Origin of the sequence: Peptostreptococcus sp. (genome assembly GCF_036639115.1) — a bacterium.
Lineage (GTDB): Bacteria > Bacillota > Clostridia > Peptostreptococcales > Peptostreptococcaceae > Peptostreptococcus.
Map to the genome: position 1 here is coordinate 124,550 of NZ_JAVWJH010000003.1, position 16,649 is coordinate 141,198.

A 16,649-nucleotide genomic window follows, 5' to 3' on the forward strand; every position below is an offset into this window, starting at 1 on the left:
TAAATTTTAATAAAAAGATTAAAAAATATAAAAAAAAATGTTAATATAGTTATATAAAGAGCAGTGTGCTAATAGCTCTATTAAATATAATTAATTGAAATCCAAGGAGGACAAAATGGCGATTAGAAACGTAGTAAAAATGGGAGATCCAATTTTAAATAAAAAGTGTAAAATGGTAGTAGATTTTAATGAAAGATTACATACTTTGCTAGATGATATGGCAGATACTATGTACGAAAATGAAGGTGTGGGACTTGCGGCACCTCAGGTAGGTATCATTAGGAGAGCAGTAGTAGTAGATGTAGGCGATGGATTGGTAGAATTAGTTAACCCAGTAATAGTTGAGTCATCTGGAGAGCAGACAGATCCTGAAGGTTGCCTAAGTGTAGAAAATTTCATAGGTGATGTGACTAGACCATACTATGTAAAGGTTAAGGCACAGAATAGATTCGGTGAAGAGATTGAATTAGAAGGTGAGGGTTTCTTGGCAAGAGCTTACTGCCATGAACTAGACCACTTAGAAGGAATATTGTTTGTTGAAAAAGTAAATGAAGAAAGTATTGTTGAGAAAGAAAATATAGACGAAGAAAAGGGTGAGTAATATGCGTATTGTTTTTATGGGAACACCAGACATTTCTGTAGATTCTCTAGAAAGAATAATAAATGATGGACATGATGTATGCGCAGTAGTAACTATGCCAGACAGGCCAAAAGGAAGAGGGAAAAAACTCACTATGTCGCCTGTAAAGGAACTTGCCATAAAACATGATATAAAGGTAATGCAGCCAGTGAAAGCATCTGATGTAGAATTTATAGAAGAATTAAAAGAATTAGAGCCAGAACTTATAGTCGTAATTGCATACGGTCAAATTCTAAAAAAAGAAGTATTGGAAATAGCTAAGTATGGGTGTGTAAATGTTCACGTATCCCTTTTACCAAAATTAAGAGGAGCCGCTCCTATTAATTGGTCTATAATAAATGGTGATTCAAAAACTGGTGTCACAACTATGTTTATGGATGAAGGTCTAGATACTGGAGACATAATAATGAGTCAAGAGTTTGAACTCGATAATGAAATTAATGCTGGAGAGCTTCAAGATTGGATGAAGGTAGAGGGTGCAAATGTACTGAGCGAAACAATCAAGTCAATTGAAAATAAAACATATACTAGAACTAAGCAAGATAATTCCAAGTCCACATATGCACCTATGATGGATAAAAATTTGGGACATATAGATTTTACAAAGGATGCCCAAACTATACATAATCTTGTAAGAGGCACAATACCTTGGCCAGGGGCATGGTGTGAATCAGATTATGGAAAAATAAAAATTTGGAAGACAAAGGTAATTAATGAAAACAGCAATAGTGCTCCAGGAACAGTAATCAGTGTAAGTAAAGATGGCATAGAAGTAGCTTGCGGAAGCAATGTTCTTTTGATAATTGATATTCAGATGCCAAATAAAAAAAGAATGCCTGTAGCAGAATATATAAAAGGAAATACTATCGAAAAAGGAGTAATTTTTAGATAGTATTTGTCAGATAAGGAGTGAGTTTTATGTATCCATTTGGATTTTATTGGGACAGTACAATGCTAATATTATTACCAGCAGTAATATTATCAGCATATGCATCTTTTAAGGTAAATTCTGTAACAAACAGATACTTTAAAGTAAGATCTGCAAGGGGAATGACAGGTGAACAGGTTGCAAGAAGAATATTAGATTCTAATGGTCTTGCCTCCGTACCAATATACCCAGTGAAGGGAACCCTATCAGATCACTATGATCCAAGAAGTAGAAAGGTTAATCTTTCTGAAGAAGTATATTATGGAACATCTATTACCTCAATTTCAGTTGCAGCACATGAGTGTGGTCATGCAATGCAACATAAAGAATCGTATATACCACTAGTGCTTAGAAGTAAAATAGTTCCAGCCGTGAACTTTGCATCATCAGCATCTTGGATAATAATTTTAATGGGATTCTTTGTAAATAAAAACTTATTGTGGGTAGGTATAGTACTATTTTCTGCAACTGTATTATTTCAACTAGTTACTCTTCCAGTAGAGTTTAATGCTTCAAGAAGAGCTTTGGTTCAGTTAGATTCTTTGGGAATAGTTGGACAAGAGGAGAAATATCAGAGCAAGAAAGTATTGAAAGCAGCAGCTTTAACATATGTAGCAGCAGCTCTTTCAGCTATTTTACAATTATTGAGATTAGTAGTGATAGCAAGAAATAATGATTAATAAAAATTATTTAATATGACTATGTGCTCTGCACATAGTCATATTATTTATTGTCATGATAGTCATAAAATTATTTATTTAGAGAAAGTAAAAAAGGAATAATACATATTATATAAATCATAAAAATATAAAATCTATAAAAATAAATAAACAAATTAAGCACTTTAAAGGGATGAATTATGCTGGTAAAAATAAAAAAATTAAAAATGACTTGAAAAATTTCATTATTTATATTATTTAATATGAATGTTAGGTTATAATAGATAATATTGGCTGTTAATACGAGCTAAGTGTAGCTGTATTATAAAAGTTATATATAGATAATAGGAAAAGATATAAAGATCTTGGAAGGAGATTGTATGTCGGCAAGAAAAATTGCGTATAAAGTACTGATGGATATAGAAATAAATAAAAATTATTCTAATATATCATTAAACTCTCATTTAGATAAAGAGAATATTGATGATAGGGATAGAGGCTTGGTAACAGAACTTGTCTATGGTGTAATCGAGAATAAAAGATATATAGACTATATGATAAATAAGGTATCAAAAATAAAAGTTAGAAAAATGGAGCACTCTGTAAAAACAATATTGAGAATGGGTGTGTATCAGTTGGTATTTCTTGATAGAGTAGCTGATTATGCAGCTATTAATGAATCTGTTAATATGATGAAAAAAATAGATAAAAAATCTTCCAACTTTGTAAATGCTGTTCTTAGAAATGTATCTAGACAAAAAGAAGAGATTTCGAAAATAAAAGAAGATACAGCGGATAATATTGCTATAAAATATTCATATGAAAAGTGGATAGTAGATAGATTGATAAAAGAGTATGGAAAAGAAAAAACAAAGAGTATTATAAAGGCATTGGATGAGAAACCAAAGTTATACATAAGAGTAAATAAAACAAAATCAAATAGACATAAAAACTATGAAGATATGTTGGACTTTGTAATAAGTAATCTAGAGGCAGATCAAATAGTGGCCAAAAGAGTGGAAGGATTTGATGAAGCTTTAGAAGTTGAAAATTTTAAAAATATTGAGAAAAATATAATGTTTAGAAAAGGTTATATAAGTATTCAGGATATTAGCTCAATGATGGTTGCTAAGGTGTTAGATCCAAAAGAAGGTTCAAGAGTTTTAGATTTATGTGCAGCTCCAGGTGGAAAAAGCACACACATTGCAGAAATGATGAATAATACGGGAAAAGTTTTATCGCAGGATATATACGATCACAAAATAAAATTAATAGATGGATATAGCAAAAGATTAGGCTTAAAAAATATTATATCAGAAAAATCAGATGCTACAGTCTTAAATGATGAATATATAGAAAAATTTGACTATGTTTTAAGTGATGTTCCTTGCTCAGGTATGGGTATAGTGAGAAGAAAACCCGAAATTAAATACAAAAGTGAGGAAGATGTAAATAATTTGCCAGATATACAGATGGACATACTTAAAAATGCATCTAAATATGTAAAAAAAGGTGGAATTTTACTATACTCTACTTGTACTATGTTTAAAGAAGAAAATATTGATATAATCAAAAGATTTTTAGAAGAAAATAAAAACTTTACACTAGAACCTATTAATAATATAGAAATAAAGGATAAAATATCAGATAGTGGATATGTTAATATATACCCAGATGAGAGTGATATGGATGGATTCTTTATTTGTAAGATGAAAAAAATTTAAAAAGTATTAGAGGTGTGATATAATGTATAAAGGGAAGATAGTGTTAAAAAATCTTACAGAAGAAGAAATGAGAGATTTTCTAATAAGTATAGGAGAAAAAAAGTTTAGAGCTAGTCAAATTTTTTCTTGGATATACAAAGATGTAAGAGATTTTGATGATATGAAAAATATTCCAAAGTCATTAAGAGATAAATTAAGAGAAAAATCAATTATAGGAAATATAGATATTGACCTTAGATTGGACTCTAAAATAGATAAAACAAAGAAATATTTATTTTTATTAAATGATGGAAATATAATAGAAACAGTGGCTATGGAATATGAAGATAGAATTACAGTATGTGTTTCTAATCAAGTAGGATGTAGAATGGGGTGTAGGTTCTGTGCTTCAACAATAGATGGTTTGGAAAGAAACCTAGAAGCCTGGGAGATACTAGACCAAATAATGAAGGTACAGCAAGATTTAGGAAAAAGAGTATCAAATATTGTAATGATGGGAAGTGGGGAACCATTAGACAACTTTGAAAATACAAAGAGGTTTTTGAAACTTGTAAATGAAGATAATGGTCTAAATATAGGTTATAGACATATAACACTATCCACTTGCGGTCTTGTAGATAAAATGATAGAATTGGCTGATCTTGAACTACCTATAAATATTGCAATTTCTCTGCACTCTCCATTTGATGATGAGAGACAGAAAATAATGCCAGTGGCAAAAAAATATTCAATAGAAGAAATTATAGATGCATGTAATTATTATATTTCAAAAACAAATAGAAGAGTTACGTTTGAATATTCATTAATAAAAGATACTAATGATTCGGAAAAAGAAGCAAAGAGATTGGTAGAACTATTGAGAGGTATGCTTTGTCATGTCAATTTGATTCCAATCAATCCAATAGAAGAAAGAGACTTTGAAAAGCCGGATATGGAGTATATTAATAGGTTTAAAAATTATCTAGACAAAAAGAATATACCTGTTACTATCAGAAACTCTATGGGGTCAGATATAAGTGGTGCCTGTGGTCAGTTAAGAAGAAAGTTCAAGTAACAGTTGAAGGAGGAAGATTATGGATTTTGTATGTACTTCTCACATAGGAATGGTCAGAAAAAATAATGAAGACTATTGCAAGGGAGAAATTGTGGAAGTTGGAGAGGATAGTGAAGTAGGTATTTTTGCTATAGCTGATGGAATGGGTGGCCATAATAAAGGTGAGGTAGCTAGTCAGCTAGCTGTTGAAAATATTATAGAGCTATTTAATGATAAGCTAATACAAAATGATACTATAAAGATTGAATATATTGATGATATAATAAAGCAATCATACAATACTGTGAATTCAATGATATATGAAAAATCTAAGGAAGACATATCCTATGAAGGAATGGGAACAACTCTTACTCTTGCTGTATTGTACCAAGGGACAGCATATGTAGCGAATGTAGGAGATAGTAGATGCTATTTGGTGAATAAGGAAGGCAAGCTAGAAAAAATAACTTCAGATCATTCAATAGTAGAAGAATATGTAAAGGCCAATATTATTACAGAAGAAGAAGCTAGAGTGCATCCAGATAGAAACAAGATAACTAGAGCTGTTGGTACAGAACCAGTGGTAGTAGTAGATATCTTTACTAGAGAGTTAGAAGAAGGAGAAAAACTTTTGCTAGCTACTGACGGATTGACTGGGGCTGCGGATAGGGAAGAAATCGAAAATGTATTTGTAAATGATGACGATGCTAATGTTATCGCCGATAACCTAATAGATCTAGCTAATAGTTCTTCGGGCAAAGATAATGTTACTGTAATAATAGTTATGGCGTAAGGTGGTGTTATTATGGGAGCGACAGTATTAGGAAATAGATATGAAATTCTTAGAAAAATAGGCGACGGTGGAATGGCCTTTGTATATCAAGCTAGGGATAAGTTGTTAAATAGAATAGTAGCAGTAAAGGTTTTGAGACCAGAATATGTGGATGACCAAGAGTTTTTGGTGAAGTTTAAAAGAGAAGCAGAAGCCGTGGCAAGCTTGTCTCACCCAAACATAGTAAATGTCTATGATGTCGGTGAGGATGGCAAAGTTCACTACATAGTAATGGAATATGTAGATGGTCAAAATCTTAAAGAAATAATACAAAATGAAGGTTCTTTAGAGGAGTATACAGCCCTAGACATAGCAAAGCAGATTGCTCAAGCTTTGGGAGCTGCACATAGAAGTGGTATTATTCATAGAGATATAAAACCACATAATATTTTGATATCAAAAGATGGTAGACTCGTTAAGGTTGCTGACTTCGGTATAGCAAAGGCCGTAACCAGCTCTACTATGACAAATATGGGAAGTGTAATAGGTTCAGTCCATTATATTTCTCCAGAGCAGGCTAAGGGCAAGCATTTAACAAGCAATGCAGACCTTTATTCTTTGGGAATAGTGATGTATGAAATGGTAGTGGGGAGAGTTCCGTTTGTTGGAGACAGCCCAATATCAATAGCTTTAAAGCATATCAATGAAGAAGTTACTTTTTCTGAGGAAGAGATTGTTAGAATTCCAAAAAGTGTTAGAACTATTATAGGAAAATTAACAGAAAAAGAACCTGCAAATAGATATCAAACTGCTGAAGAGTTGATTGAAGATATAGAATTTGTAGAGAAAAATATAGATTTGCCGTATGTAAAAGATTATGATAACTTTGCTACGACAGATATGAATAGAAGGGATCCAAGTCTATTCAATGGCAGAAGACCTGCTATGTATGGTGGTCCAGAAGATGCATATGCTGATGAAGGCTATTATGATGATGAGGATTACTATGATGAAGATGGTGATTATGATGACGATGATGGTTATTATGACGAAGATGAAGAGCCAACTAAATCAAGAAGAGAATTAAGAAAAGAAAAGAAAAAAGCAAATAAAAAAGAATCTCCAAAGTCAAAAAAGAGATTAAAGATAATAGCGGCTATACTTGTAATGATACTAATAGGTTATGGAGTTGTAGCGGCAAAGTATTTCGGATTTAGTCCCTTTGGAGGAAAGAGTGGAGAGGATGTAGCTGTTCCAAGTGTAATTAATATGACGATAGAACAGGCACAAAACTCGGTCAATGGCACTGGGCTTAATATAGTCGTCAAATCGCAGGAATATAGTAGTCAAGTAAGTGAAGGTAAGATAATAACACAGACCCCTAGTCCTGGTGCAAAGCTTAAAAAGGGAGATTCGGTAGGTGTTGTTGTTAGTAAAGGAAATTCAAAAGTTCCTGTACCTAATGTAGTAGGTCTAAAGCTAACTCAAGCAGAAAAACTACTAAATGATAATGGGCTTTTATTAGGCAATATAAAATATGAATATAATAGTGCAGAAGAAGGCACGGTATTAAGTCAAAGCTTAATTGGTGGATCTAATGATGAAGGACAAAAAGTATCTTTGGTAGTGAGTAAGGGAAGAAAACCAAAGAAAGAAAGTCCGAGCATAGTTGAGGAAGTTCCAGATACTGAGACTCCATCAACTGATGATGGAAATACTGGTGGAAACACAGGTGGAAATACTGGCGGAAATACAGGTGGAAATACTGGTGGAAACACAGGTGGAGAAACAGATGGAAATACTGGTGGAAACACAGGTGGAGAAACAGATGGAAATACTGGTGGAGAAACAGATGGAAGCACTGGCGGAAATACTGGTGGAAACACAGGCGGAAACACAGGCGGAAACACAGGTGGAAACACAGGTGGAAATACTGGTGGAAGCACTGGAAATGGACATACTGGTAGCACAAATTAAATAAAAACTAAAAAGAGTTATCTTAATTGATAACTCTTTTTGATTGTGAAAGGGCGTAAATAAATTGAAGAAAATAGCTATAGTAACGGGTGGATCTAGAGGTATAGGGAGACAAATATGTATAGATCTCGCGAAAAATAATTATAAGGTAATAATAAATTATAATAAGTCTGAAAAATGTGCTCAAGAACTAAAACAAATGCTTGAGGATGAAGGCTGTGAGGTGGATACATATCCTGCTAATGTTTCTAATGGTGATGAAGTTAAGGGGCTGATTGATTACTGTATACAGAGATATGGAAATTTAGATTTATTAGTTAATAATGCAGGAATTAGTATGGAGGGCTTGATAACAGATATGAGCGAAGAAGAGTGGGATAGTCTAATAAACACTAACTTAAAATCTGTTTTCCTCTGCTCTAAAGAAGCACTCAAGGTGATGGTATCAAACCATAGTGGAAAAATAATAAATTTAGCATCTATGTGGGGAGTTACCGGTGGAAGCTGCGAAGTAGCTTATTCAGCATCGAAAGCGGGTGTTATAGGCTTTACAAAGGCTCTTGCAAAGGAAGTTGGACCATCGGGTGTAAATGTCAATGCTGTAGCCCCAGGAGTGATAATGACAGATATGATGAGTTCTTTTTCAGAGGATGATGTAAATGAATTGAAAGAAGATACACCTTTGATGAAGTTGGGGTATCCAGAAGATGTTGCAGCTATGGTATTATTTTTGGCATCAGAAAAAGCGGATTTTATAACAGGGCAAATAATAGGTGTAAATGGTGGATTTGTTATATAATATTTAGAGTATGAATTAGATGAACTAGTATATATTATTTGCTTAAATAAATTTGATTTGTGTCCTATTAAATCTTTTATTGAAATCTTTAATATGTTATCATGTAATATAGATATCAATAGCGTAGATGTAGATAGACAGATGCGAATATTAATCGAGAATGGAGGAATAATGTTAAAAGGAATAATAATAAAAGGCATAAGTGGTTTTTACTATGTCGAAGTAGGAGATAAAATATATGAGTGCAAGGCTAGAGGATTATTTAGAAAGAAAAATATAACACCTTTAGTGGGAGATAGAGTCTCTATAAGCGTAGTAGATGAAGATACAAAAAAGGGTGTTGTAGAAGAAATTCACCCTAGGGTGTCTGAATTGGTTAGACCACCTATTGCAAATGTTGAAAAAGTTATTATCACATTTTCGATTAAAGAACCTAATCCAAACATGTCACTATTAGATAAATTCATCATTTTCTCAGAAAAAGAAAATTTAGAGGTTGTAATAGTACTATCTAAGATAGATCTTGATGAAGATGGTGAAATAACAAAAGCTATAAAAGAAGAATTTGAAAATATAGGATATAAGGTGATAGCTGTAAGCACTATGACAGGTGAAAATATAGATAAAGTAGAAGAAGAACTAGAGGATTCTATATCTGTATTTGCTGGCCAATCGGGAGTGGGTAAATCAAGTATACTAAATGCAATAGAACCCGATTTTAGGTTAGAAACCGCTGAAATATCTAAAAAATTGGGCAGAGGTAAGCATACAACTAGACACGCTCAATTATATAAGATTGGCAAAAATGCTATTATTGCAGATACACCAGGGTTTAGCTCGTTTGAGCTAAACAACATAGAAATAGAGGAGTTACAGGAATATTTTATAGAGTTTGAAAAATATGCTGATTGTAGATTTGGATCTAAGTGCATCCATAAAAATGAACCTGGATGTGGAGTAAAAGAAGCGGTTGAAGAAGGAAATATTTCCAAAAGAAGGTATGAAAGTTATCTTCATATCTTGGATGAGATAAATAGTTTAAGAGGAAAATTCAAAAGAAAATTATAAATTAAATAGGTTTTATTAGGAGGAATTAATATGAAATTAGCACCATCAATACTATCGGCAAACTTTGCCAATTTATTAGAAGATTGTAAGAAGGTAGAAGACGCAGGGTGTGAATACTTACATCTTGACGTAATGGATGGACATTTTGTACCAAATATTACTTTTGGACCTGCAATCATTAAGAGCATAAGAAAAGATATAAATATGATATTTGATGCCCATCTTATGATAACAGATCCAGATGATTATATAGCAGCTTTAGCAGATGCAGGATGTGATATTATAACAGTTCACCAAGAAACTTGTACACATCTTCATAGAACAATTCAAAATATTAAATCACATGGAATGAAGGCAGGAGTAGTACTTAACCCTGCTACACCAGTATGTACTATAAAACATGTAATCAAAGATATTGACATGGTTCTTCTTATGTCAGTGAATCCTGGATTTGGCGGACAGAAGTTTATACCAGAAATTATAGAAAAAACAAAAGAATTAAAAGCGATGATTGAAGAAAAAAATCCAAATGTTTTAATAGAAATAGATGGTGGAATAAAAGCATCAAATATTAAAGAAGTAGTAGATGCAGGAGCTGACGTTTTGGTAGCTGGATCTGCAATATTTGGACAAGATGATATAAATAAGGCAGTGAAGGATTTAAGAGAAGCTGCTCAAGGAAAGTAGTTGATATAATTGTACGGAGAATTTATGTCTTCAAACAGAGCGTGTTTGATGTTAAATGGAGAAGTTGAAGATTACGATGTATTAAAAGAAATAATAAAGTCAAAAAATTATGGAACGATAATAGCTGTGGATGGAGGATCAAATCATCTATATAATATGGGAATTCTACCTGATTATATAGTCGGTGACCTAGATTCCATAGATAAGGATGTATTGGATTACTATGATAACAAAGAAGTAGAATTTTTCAAGTATCCATCCAAAAAAAATGAGACTGATTCAGAGCTAGGTATTATTCTTGCTATAGAGCGCGGTAATATGTGTATAGATGTATTTGCAGCTCTGGGTGGGAGAATAGATCATGAAATCAGTAATATAGGACTTTTATACTATATATTAAAAAGAGGCGCATATCCTAGAATAATAAGTGAAAAAGAAGAGGTATATATTCTTGAAAACGACGAGCTTACACTTGAAGGCAATCCAGGAGATTTAGTATCTGTAATACCTTTCAGAGGGGACGCTAAAGGGGTTACTCTTAGAAATTTGGAGTATCCATTGGATGAGTTTGATATGGAGTATTCTGTACCAAGGGGCGTGTCAAATGTAATGTTGGATAATATTTGCCATATAGATGTTAGAGATGGCTGCGTATTAGTGGTAAAAATAAAGTAGATTATTATAGTTATTAAGATGATAAAGAATATATGTGGCAGATTTTTGATTGCTATGTATATTCTTTATTACTATAGTGGTAATATATAGATAAAGTTGGAAGGGAGGATTATATGAATTCTTATAGTATATTGGTGGTAGAAGATGAAAAAGAAATAGCAGATGCTATTGAGATATATTTACTAAATCAGGGATATGAAGTGCACAAGGCGTATAATGGACTGGAGGGGCTAAAGGCTATAGAAGAAAATGAGATACATCTTGCAATAGTTGACATTATGATGCCTGTAATGGATGGTGTAACTATGATAATGAAATTGAGGGAAAAACATGATTTTCCAGTTATTATATTATCAGCAAAGTCTGAAGAAGTAGATAAAATTATGGGGCTCAATATAGGAGCAGATGATTTTGTAAACAAACCTTTTAAGCCCTTAGAATTATTGGCAAGAGTGAATTCACAACTTAGAAGATATACAAAATATCTTAATTTAGTTGATAGCAATGAAGAAGATGAGATGACAGAAGGTCTCTATGTAATAGGCGGATTGGAGCTAAATGAAAACACAAAAATAGTATCCATAGATGGTAATCCTGTAAAGTTGACTCCGATAGAATTTAAAATATTAAATTTATTGATGAAAAATCCAGGGAGAGTATTTTCTTCAGAAGAAATCTATGAAAAAGTATGGAATGAAAGTGCTATCAATACAGATACTGTGATGGTTCATATAAGAAATATAAGAGAGAAGATAGAACTTGACTCCAAAAACCCGAAATATTTAAAGGTGGTGTGGGGCGTTGGATATAAAATCGACAAAATCTAATAATAAAAAAAGAAATATATTTACATTTATCGTTTTGGCAGTAATGTTGGTGCTTTCTTTTACCATGATTTATAGATATCATTACGTTGAAGTTAAAGTTCAAAAAGATAAGTCGAATCCATTTGAATCAGAGGAGTATGCATCAGATTTATATAATACAAATTATTATTTATACTATAAAAGCTATCAGGCTGAAAAAAATAAATTAATAAAACCATCAGATTTATTTTTATCAGAAGGAACGATAAAGTCTATGATGGATAATGTTAATGTTGACTATTATTCAAGTGAAATGGATAGCTATAGCATAAAAAATGCTTTTAATGATAGTTTTGATGATTTAAATGACTTTTTATTGAACTCTTACGGAAATGTAAAATATTATTGCGAAAACACAGAAACTGGATATAATTTAGCAAATTATGACTTTAAAAATTTTGATATAAAGTCTTTAAAAAAAGTATTTATGAACTATGTTGTGGTTGAATATGATGACAAAGGACATGGTAAGTTGGTGGCTTGTTATGGTATAAACAAAGATTCTATGAATAACTATTTTTTAGATATGGAGTCCAATAAAAATATTGGAGAAATGTCTTTTATAAATGGAGAACCTTCTAGTGATTTTTCTAATTATAAAATAGAACCTATCAAAAATATGAAGTTTGTGTATGCTATTCCGAGAAGTATTAACGCCAACTTCTATACAAGCTATGATTCTGTAAGTAATTATATAAATAAAAGTGAGAGAAATTCATACAAAATGATAGAAACTATAGCTAGGGCACTGATTTTTATTATTGTTGTTATTACACTTTTAATACCAACCGAAAAATTGAAATGGTTTAGAGCTTTGAATAGATTTAATAAGCTTCCTTTTGAGATAATTTTCACCATATTTATATTTCTATACTCATCACTGCTTAGTGATAATGTACCTATAAGAATTGTAAGGGAAACGATAACAGGAAATTTGTTAAAACTTATAATAGCAAATGGTGTTAATTTGAGTATAGCAAAACAAGTAGTTAACCTAATGAATATAGGATATTGGTTTTTAGTATTTTTAATGGCATTTATCTGTACATCCCTTATAAAAATGGCTTTTAAGATGGGAATATTAAAATATATGTCACAAAAAAGTTTAATTGTGAGGTTATTTAGTACACTCTTTAGTGAAATAGCTAGAGTATTTACCAATCTTATAAATACTGATTTTGAAAAAAGATACAATCGCTTATATTTGATAGGTATAATAATAGTGGCAGTAGGATTTTTATCTGTAGTATCTGTGTTTGTATTGGATCCATCAGTTTGGATAGTTATTTTGATTGTATATCTTATTGTATTTATAGTATTTGCTAAGGTAGTTGCCTGTGAAATAAAGCAAGGATCTAAAGACTATGTGAATCTTTTAGATCTAACTAAGGAAATAGCAAATGGAAATTTGGAAAAAGATATAACAGGTAAAAATGTAGGTGTATATGAAGAAGTAAAAAGGCAGTTAGTGAGTATACAAAAGGCTTATAAAAAATCTGTAGATGAAGAAATAAAGAGTCAAAAAATGAAAAGTGAGCTTATATCAAATGTTTCTCATGATTTAAAGACGCCTTTAACATCTATACTTACATATACAGATCTTTTGAAAACAGTAGAAACTAGCGAAGAGTCACAAAAATATATAGATACGATATATAAAAAATCGGAAAGATTAAAAGTTTTAATAGATGATATGTTTGAGATATCTAAGGCACAAACTGGAAATATTAATTTAGATATGAATGATATAGATGTGGTAGAGCTAATGAAGCAGAGCATATTTGAATTAGGTGATAGAATGAATGAAAAAAATATTACTATAAAAACAGATTTTCCAGAAGAAAAAGTAATTTTAAATTTAGATGGTGAGAAAACATATAGAATTTTTGAAAATTTATTGGTGAATATTTCTAAGTATGCAATGGAAAATACTAGGGCATATATTGAAATAGATAACATAGAAAATAATCAAGTAGAAATAGTATTTAAGAATGTATCAGAGACTGAAATTGATTATGAGGTGGATGATATATTAGAGAGATTTAAGCGTGGAGACAAGTCCAGAAATACTGAGGGGTCTGGATTAGGCCTATCTATAGCCAAAGGTTATGTAGAAGCTCAGGGTGGCAGTTTAGATTTATATTTAGATGGAGATTTATTTAAAGCTGTGATTATTTTTAATAAATAAATATTTAAAAAAAATAAAGGCATAAAAAGGGCTGTGGAATTAATCCCACAGCCTATTTAATAATTACTATGCTCTTTCAACTTTTCCTGAACGTAAACATCTTGTACAAACAGAAACTCTCTTTGCAGTTCCTTCTTCAACAACTCTTACGTTTCTTAAGTTTGCTGACCAAGTTCTTCTATTATGCTTATTTGAGTGTGATACCTTATTTCCAGATACCTTACCTTTACCGCACACGCTACATATTCTTGACACTATGTACACCTCCTTAATACTAAAATATTAAGCCTAAAAACATAATTAATCATATCATAGTAAAATCTAAAAATCAAGTAAAAAATTGCATTAATGCGGATTTTTTTGTATAATGTAAGGTACAGGATTTAATAGTGGAAAATTCATTTTAAAAAGATTAAAGACAATCTTTTTGGATATTAAATTTTATATATGAATTAGGAGGTAGTTTATGAGCTCAGTAATCAGCAATAATTTAGGACAGATAGAAATAAACAAGCACGTTCTTGCTCAATTAACTTATAAAGCAGCTACTGAAAGCTATGGTTTAGTTGGATTTTCATCTAAATCAAAAGGTATTGTAGAACTTTTAAAGGGAGAAAACGCAACTAAAGGTGTAAATATTGTAGAATTAAATGATAAAGAAATAGATATAGAAATCTTTGTTATACTACAGTACGGTACTAATATAACTACTGTAGCAAACAATATTATTGAAAGAATTAAATACACAGTTGAAACTTATTCTGGTATCAAAGTGAACCAAGTTACTGTAAGTGTGCAAGGAATAAGAGTCAAATAATCAGGAGGAGAAGGAATGAAACAAACTATAGACGGAAAATTACTTAGAGAGATGTTTATATCTGGTGCTAATCATCTTCAAAATAACAAGGATTTGATTGATAGGCTAAATGTATTCCCTGTTCCTGATGGAGACACAGGAACGAATATGTCGCTTACAATAGCATCTGCTATCAGAGAGCTTGATAAGCTAAAAAAGGATGACATTGAAGAGATAGGTAAGGCTCTATCAAAAGGATCTCTGATGGGAGCTAGAGGTAACTCAGGTGTAATATTATCTCAGATAATTAGAGGTATAGCTCAATCAGTTGAAGGAAAAAAAGAACTAGATGTAATTGCTTTTTCAAAGGCATTGAAGGCAGGATCAGATACAGCATATAAAGCAGTAATAAAGCCAATTGAGGGTACTGTTTTAACAGTTGTAAGAGAGTCAGGAGATTTTGCAGTAAAAAATGCAAAGAGACATAATGACATTATAGAATTCTTTGAACTAGTAGTTAATGAATCAAACGCATCTTTAGAAAGAACCCCAGACTTACTAATAAATCTAAAGGATGCTGGAGTTGTAGACTCTGGTGGTAAGGGGTTAGTATGTCTATATGAAGGTATGCTAGAGGCTATCAAGGGACAGCCAATAAAGTTAGAAGGACAAAAGGAAGAAAAACCAAAAGTAAAAGAAAATCATAAGGTTGGAACTGCAAGTGAAAGTGCTAGGTGTGTAGATATAGAATTTGGATATTGCACAGAGTTTATACTAGAGTCTGACGATATTGATTCTGACACAATGAGAGATTTAATGCTTAAGTATGGAGACAGCTTGGTAGTAGTTGGATATGATGGAGTAGTTAAGGTTCATGTTCATACCAATAATCCAGGAAATGTACTTCAAGAAGCGCTTAAATATGGTCAGTTGTTGACAATTAAGATAGAAAATATGAGATTGCAACATGAAAATCAGATAATACCTGATGATGAGCAAGAAGAAATAGAAAAGAAAGAAGCAAAACCAGAGACAGAATTGGTAAACAAAAGTGAAGGTTTTGTACTAAATGAAAATAAGAAAAGATATGGATTTGTAACAACTACAATGGGAAGAGGACTGGCAGAAATCTTTGAAGAATTAGGGGTAGACATTGTAATAGAAGGTGGACAGACAATGAATCCTTCTACAGAAGATTTTATGAATGCAATTGATATGATCAATGCAGAAAATATATTTATACTTCCTAATAATGGAAATGTAATTATGGCTGCAAATCAAGCCAAGGAAATTTCTGAGAAGAATATATATGTAGTTCCTACAAAGAATATTCCTCAGGGAATTGGATGCTTAATAGGGTTTGATCCAGATGCAGATGCAGATCAGAACATGGAAAACTTTGCGGATACATTAGAAAATATAAAATCAGGCGAAGTTACATATGCTGTAAGAGATACTATTATGGATGGAATAGAAGTAAAAGAAGGAGACGTAATAGGTATTACAGGAAAAAAACTTATATCATCTGGAAAGAGTATAGAAGACGTTACCAAAAAAGTCATAACTGATATGATAGATGATGATTCAGACATAGTAACTTTATACTATGGAGAAAGTGTAGAAGAAGATAGTGCAAGAGAGTTTGCAGAATTAATTCAGGAACAATTTGAAGATGTCGATGTAGAATTGTATTATGGTGGTCAGCCACTTTATTACTATTTGGTATCTGTTGAATAAATATTTTAGTAAAAATATTGAGATTGTTTTAGAGGGCACTTAATTGCCTGTTATTATTGATGTGGATAATTAATATTTAATAATTGATATAAAAGGGGAG

16 protein-coding genes are annotated in these 16,649 nt (G+C 31.7%); 15 read left to right on the plus strand and 1 reads right to left on the minus strand.

The features are described 5' to 3' along the window. Nucleotides 1–115 precede the first annotated feature (115 nt). From def to RR561_RS04920, 13 genes are all read left to right on the plus strand, one after another. Nucleotides 116–601, plus strand: a complete 486-nt coding sequence (def, locus tag RR561_RS04860; protein WP_332506430.1) for a peptide deformylase — start codon at nucleotides 116–118, stop codon at nucleotides 599–601. A 1-nt stretch (nucleotide 602) separates the two neighbouring features. Continuing rightward, entirely contained in the window at nucleotides 603–1,532 is a 930-nt protein-coding gene (gene fmt / locus RR561_RS04865) for a methionyl-tRNA formyltransferase (RefSeq protein WP_332506431.1), read from the plus strand. 26 nt (nucleotides 1,533–1,558) lie between these two features. Continuing rightward, nucleotides 1,559–2,248 carry a zinc metallopeptidase gene (locus RR561_RS04870; protein WP_332506432.1) on the plus strand — a complete coding sequence of 230 codons (690 nt, stop codon included), beginning with the start codon at nucleotides 1,559–1,561 and terminating at the stop codon, nucleotides 2,246–2,248. A 359-nt stretch (nucleotides 2,249–2,607) separates the two neighbouring features. After that, a complete protein-coding gene (gene rsmB, locus RR561_RS04875; RefSeq protein ID WP_332506433.1) occupies nucleotides 2,608–3,951 on the plus strand; it encodes a 16S rRNA (cytosine(967)-C(5))-methyltransferase RsmB in 1,344 nt (447 codons plus the stop codon). A gap of 22 nt (nucleotides 3,952–3,973) precedes the next feature. Next, entirely contained in the window at nucleotides 3,974–5,005 is a 1,032-nt protein-coding gene (gene rlmN / locus RR561_RS04880; protein WP_332506434.1) for a 23S rRNA (adenine(2503)-C(2))-methyltransferase RlmN, read from the plus strand. Between the two features lie 19 nt (nucleotides 5,006–5,024). Continuing rightward, nucleotides 5,025–5,777, plus strand: coding sequence for a Stp1/IreP family PP2C-type Ser/Thr phosphatase (locus tag RR561_RS04885; RefSeq protein WP_332506435.1), 753 nt, complete (start codon nucleotides 5,025–5,027; stop codon nucleotides 5,775–5,777). 12 nt (nucleotides 5,778–5,789) lie between these two features. Beyond that, nucleotides 5,790–7,733, plus strand: coding sequence for a Stk1 family PASTA domain-containing Ser/Thr kinase (gene pknB, locus RR561_RS04890; RefSeq protein ID WP_332506436.1), 1,944 nt, complete (start codon nucleotides 5,790–5,792; stop codon nucleotides 7,731–7,733). Between the two features lie 64 nt (nucleotides 7,734–7,797). Next, nucleotides 7,798–8,532, plus strand: coding sequence for an elongation factor P 5-aminopentanone reductase (ymfI, locus tag RR561_RS04895; RefSeq protein WP_332506437.1), 735 nt, complete (start codon nucleotides 7,798–7,800; stop codon nucleotides 8,530–8,532). 171 nt (nucleotides 8,533–8,703) lie between these two features. Then, nucleotides 8,704–9,600 carry a ribosome small subunit-dependent GTPase A gene (gene rsgA / locus RR561_RS04900; protein ID WP_332506438.1) on the plus strand — a complete coding sequence of 299 codons (897 nt, stop codon included), beginning with the start codon at nucleotides 8,704–8,706 and terminating at the stop codon, nucleotides 9,598–9,600. A gap of 30 nt (nucleotides 9,601–9,630) precedes the next feature. Then, nucleotides 9,631–10,287, plus strand: coding sequence for a ribulose-phosphate 3-epimerase (rpe, locus tag RR561_RS04905; RefSeq protein WP_332506439.1), 657 nt, complete (start codon nucleotides 9,631–9,633; stop codon nucleotides 10,285–10,287). Nucleotides 10,288–10,311: 24 nt separating this feature from the next. Beyond that, on the plus strand, nucleotides 10,312–10,962 hold the full coding sequence (locus RR561_RS04910; RefSeq protein WP_332506440.1) for a thiamine diphosphokinase: 651 nt from the start codon (nucleotides 10,312–10,314) through the stop codon (nucleotides 10,960–10,962). A 113-nt stretch (nucleotides 10,963–11,075) separates the two neighbouring features. Further along, nucleotides 11,076–11,789: a response regulator transcription factor gene (locus RR561_RS04915; protein ID WP_332506441.1), complete on the plus strand. Its 714-nt coding sequence runs from the start codon at nucleotides 11,076–11,078 to the stop codon at nucleotides 11,787–11,789. Further along, nucleotides 11,764–14,016 carry a sensor histidine kinase gene (locus tag RR561_RS04920; protein ID WP_332506442.1) on the plus strand — a complete coding sequence of 751 codons (2,253 nt, stop codon included), beginning with the start codon at nucleotides 11,764–11,766 and terminating at the stop codon, nucleotides 14,014–14,016. Before RR561_RS04915 ends, RR561_RS04920 begins: the two co-directional genes overlap by 26 nt. Nucleotides 14,017–14,082: 66 nt before the next feature. Here the strand turns inward: RR561_RS04920 and rpmB are convergent, their stop codons facing one another. Continuing rightward, nucleotides 14,083–14,271, minus strand: coding sequence for a 50S ribosomal protein L28 (rpmB, locus tag RR561_RS04925; protein ID WP_106776802.1), 189 nt, complete (start codon nucleotides 14,269–14,271; stop codon nucleotides 14,083–14,085). Between the two features lie 211 nt (nucleotides 14,272–14,482). On the opposite strand from rpmB, the gene RR561_RS04930 reads away from it, so the two are divergent. Both RR561_RS04930 and RR561_RS04935 read left to right on the plus strand, forming a co-directional pair. Beyond that, nucleotides 14,483–14,833 (plus strand): Asp23/Gls24 family envelope stress response protein, encoded by a 351-nt coding sequence (locus tag RR561_RS04930; protein WP_332506443.1) that lies wholly within the window; start codon nucleotides 14,483–14,485, stop codon nucleotides 14,831–14,833. Nucleotides 14,834–14,848: 15 nt separating this feature from the next. Further along, the gene (locus RR561_RS04935; protein ID WP_332506444.1) at nucleotides 14,849–16,549 is read left to right on the plus strand and encodes a DAK2 domain-containing protein; all 1,701 of its coding nucleotides are present in this window, start codon (nucleotides 14,849–14,851) and stop codon (nucleotides 16,547–16,549) included. Nucleotides 16,550–16,649 lie beyond the last annotated feature (100 nt).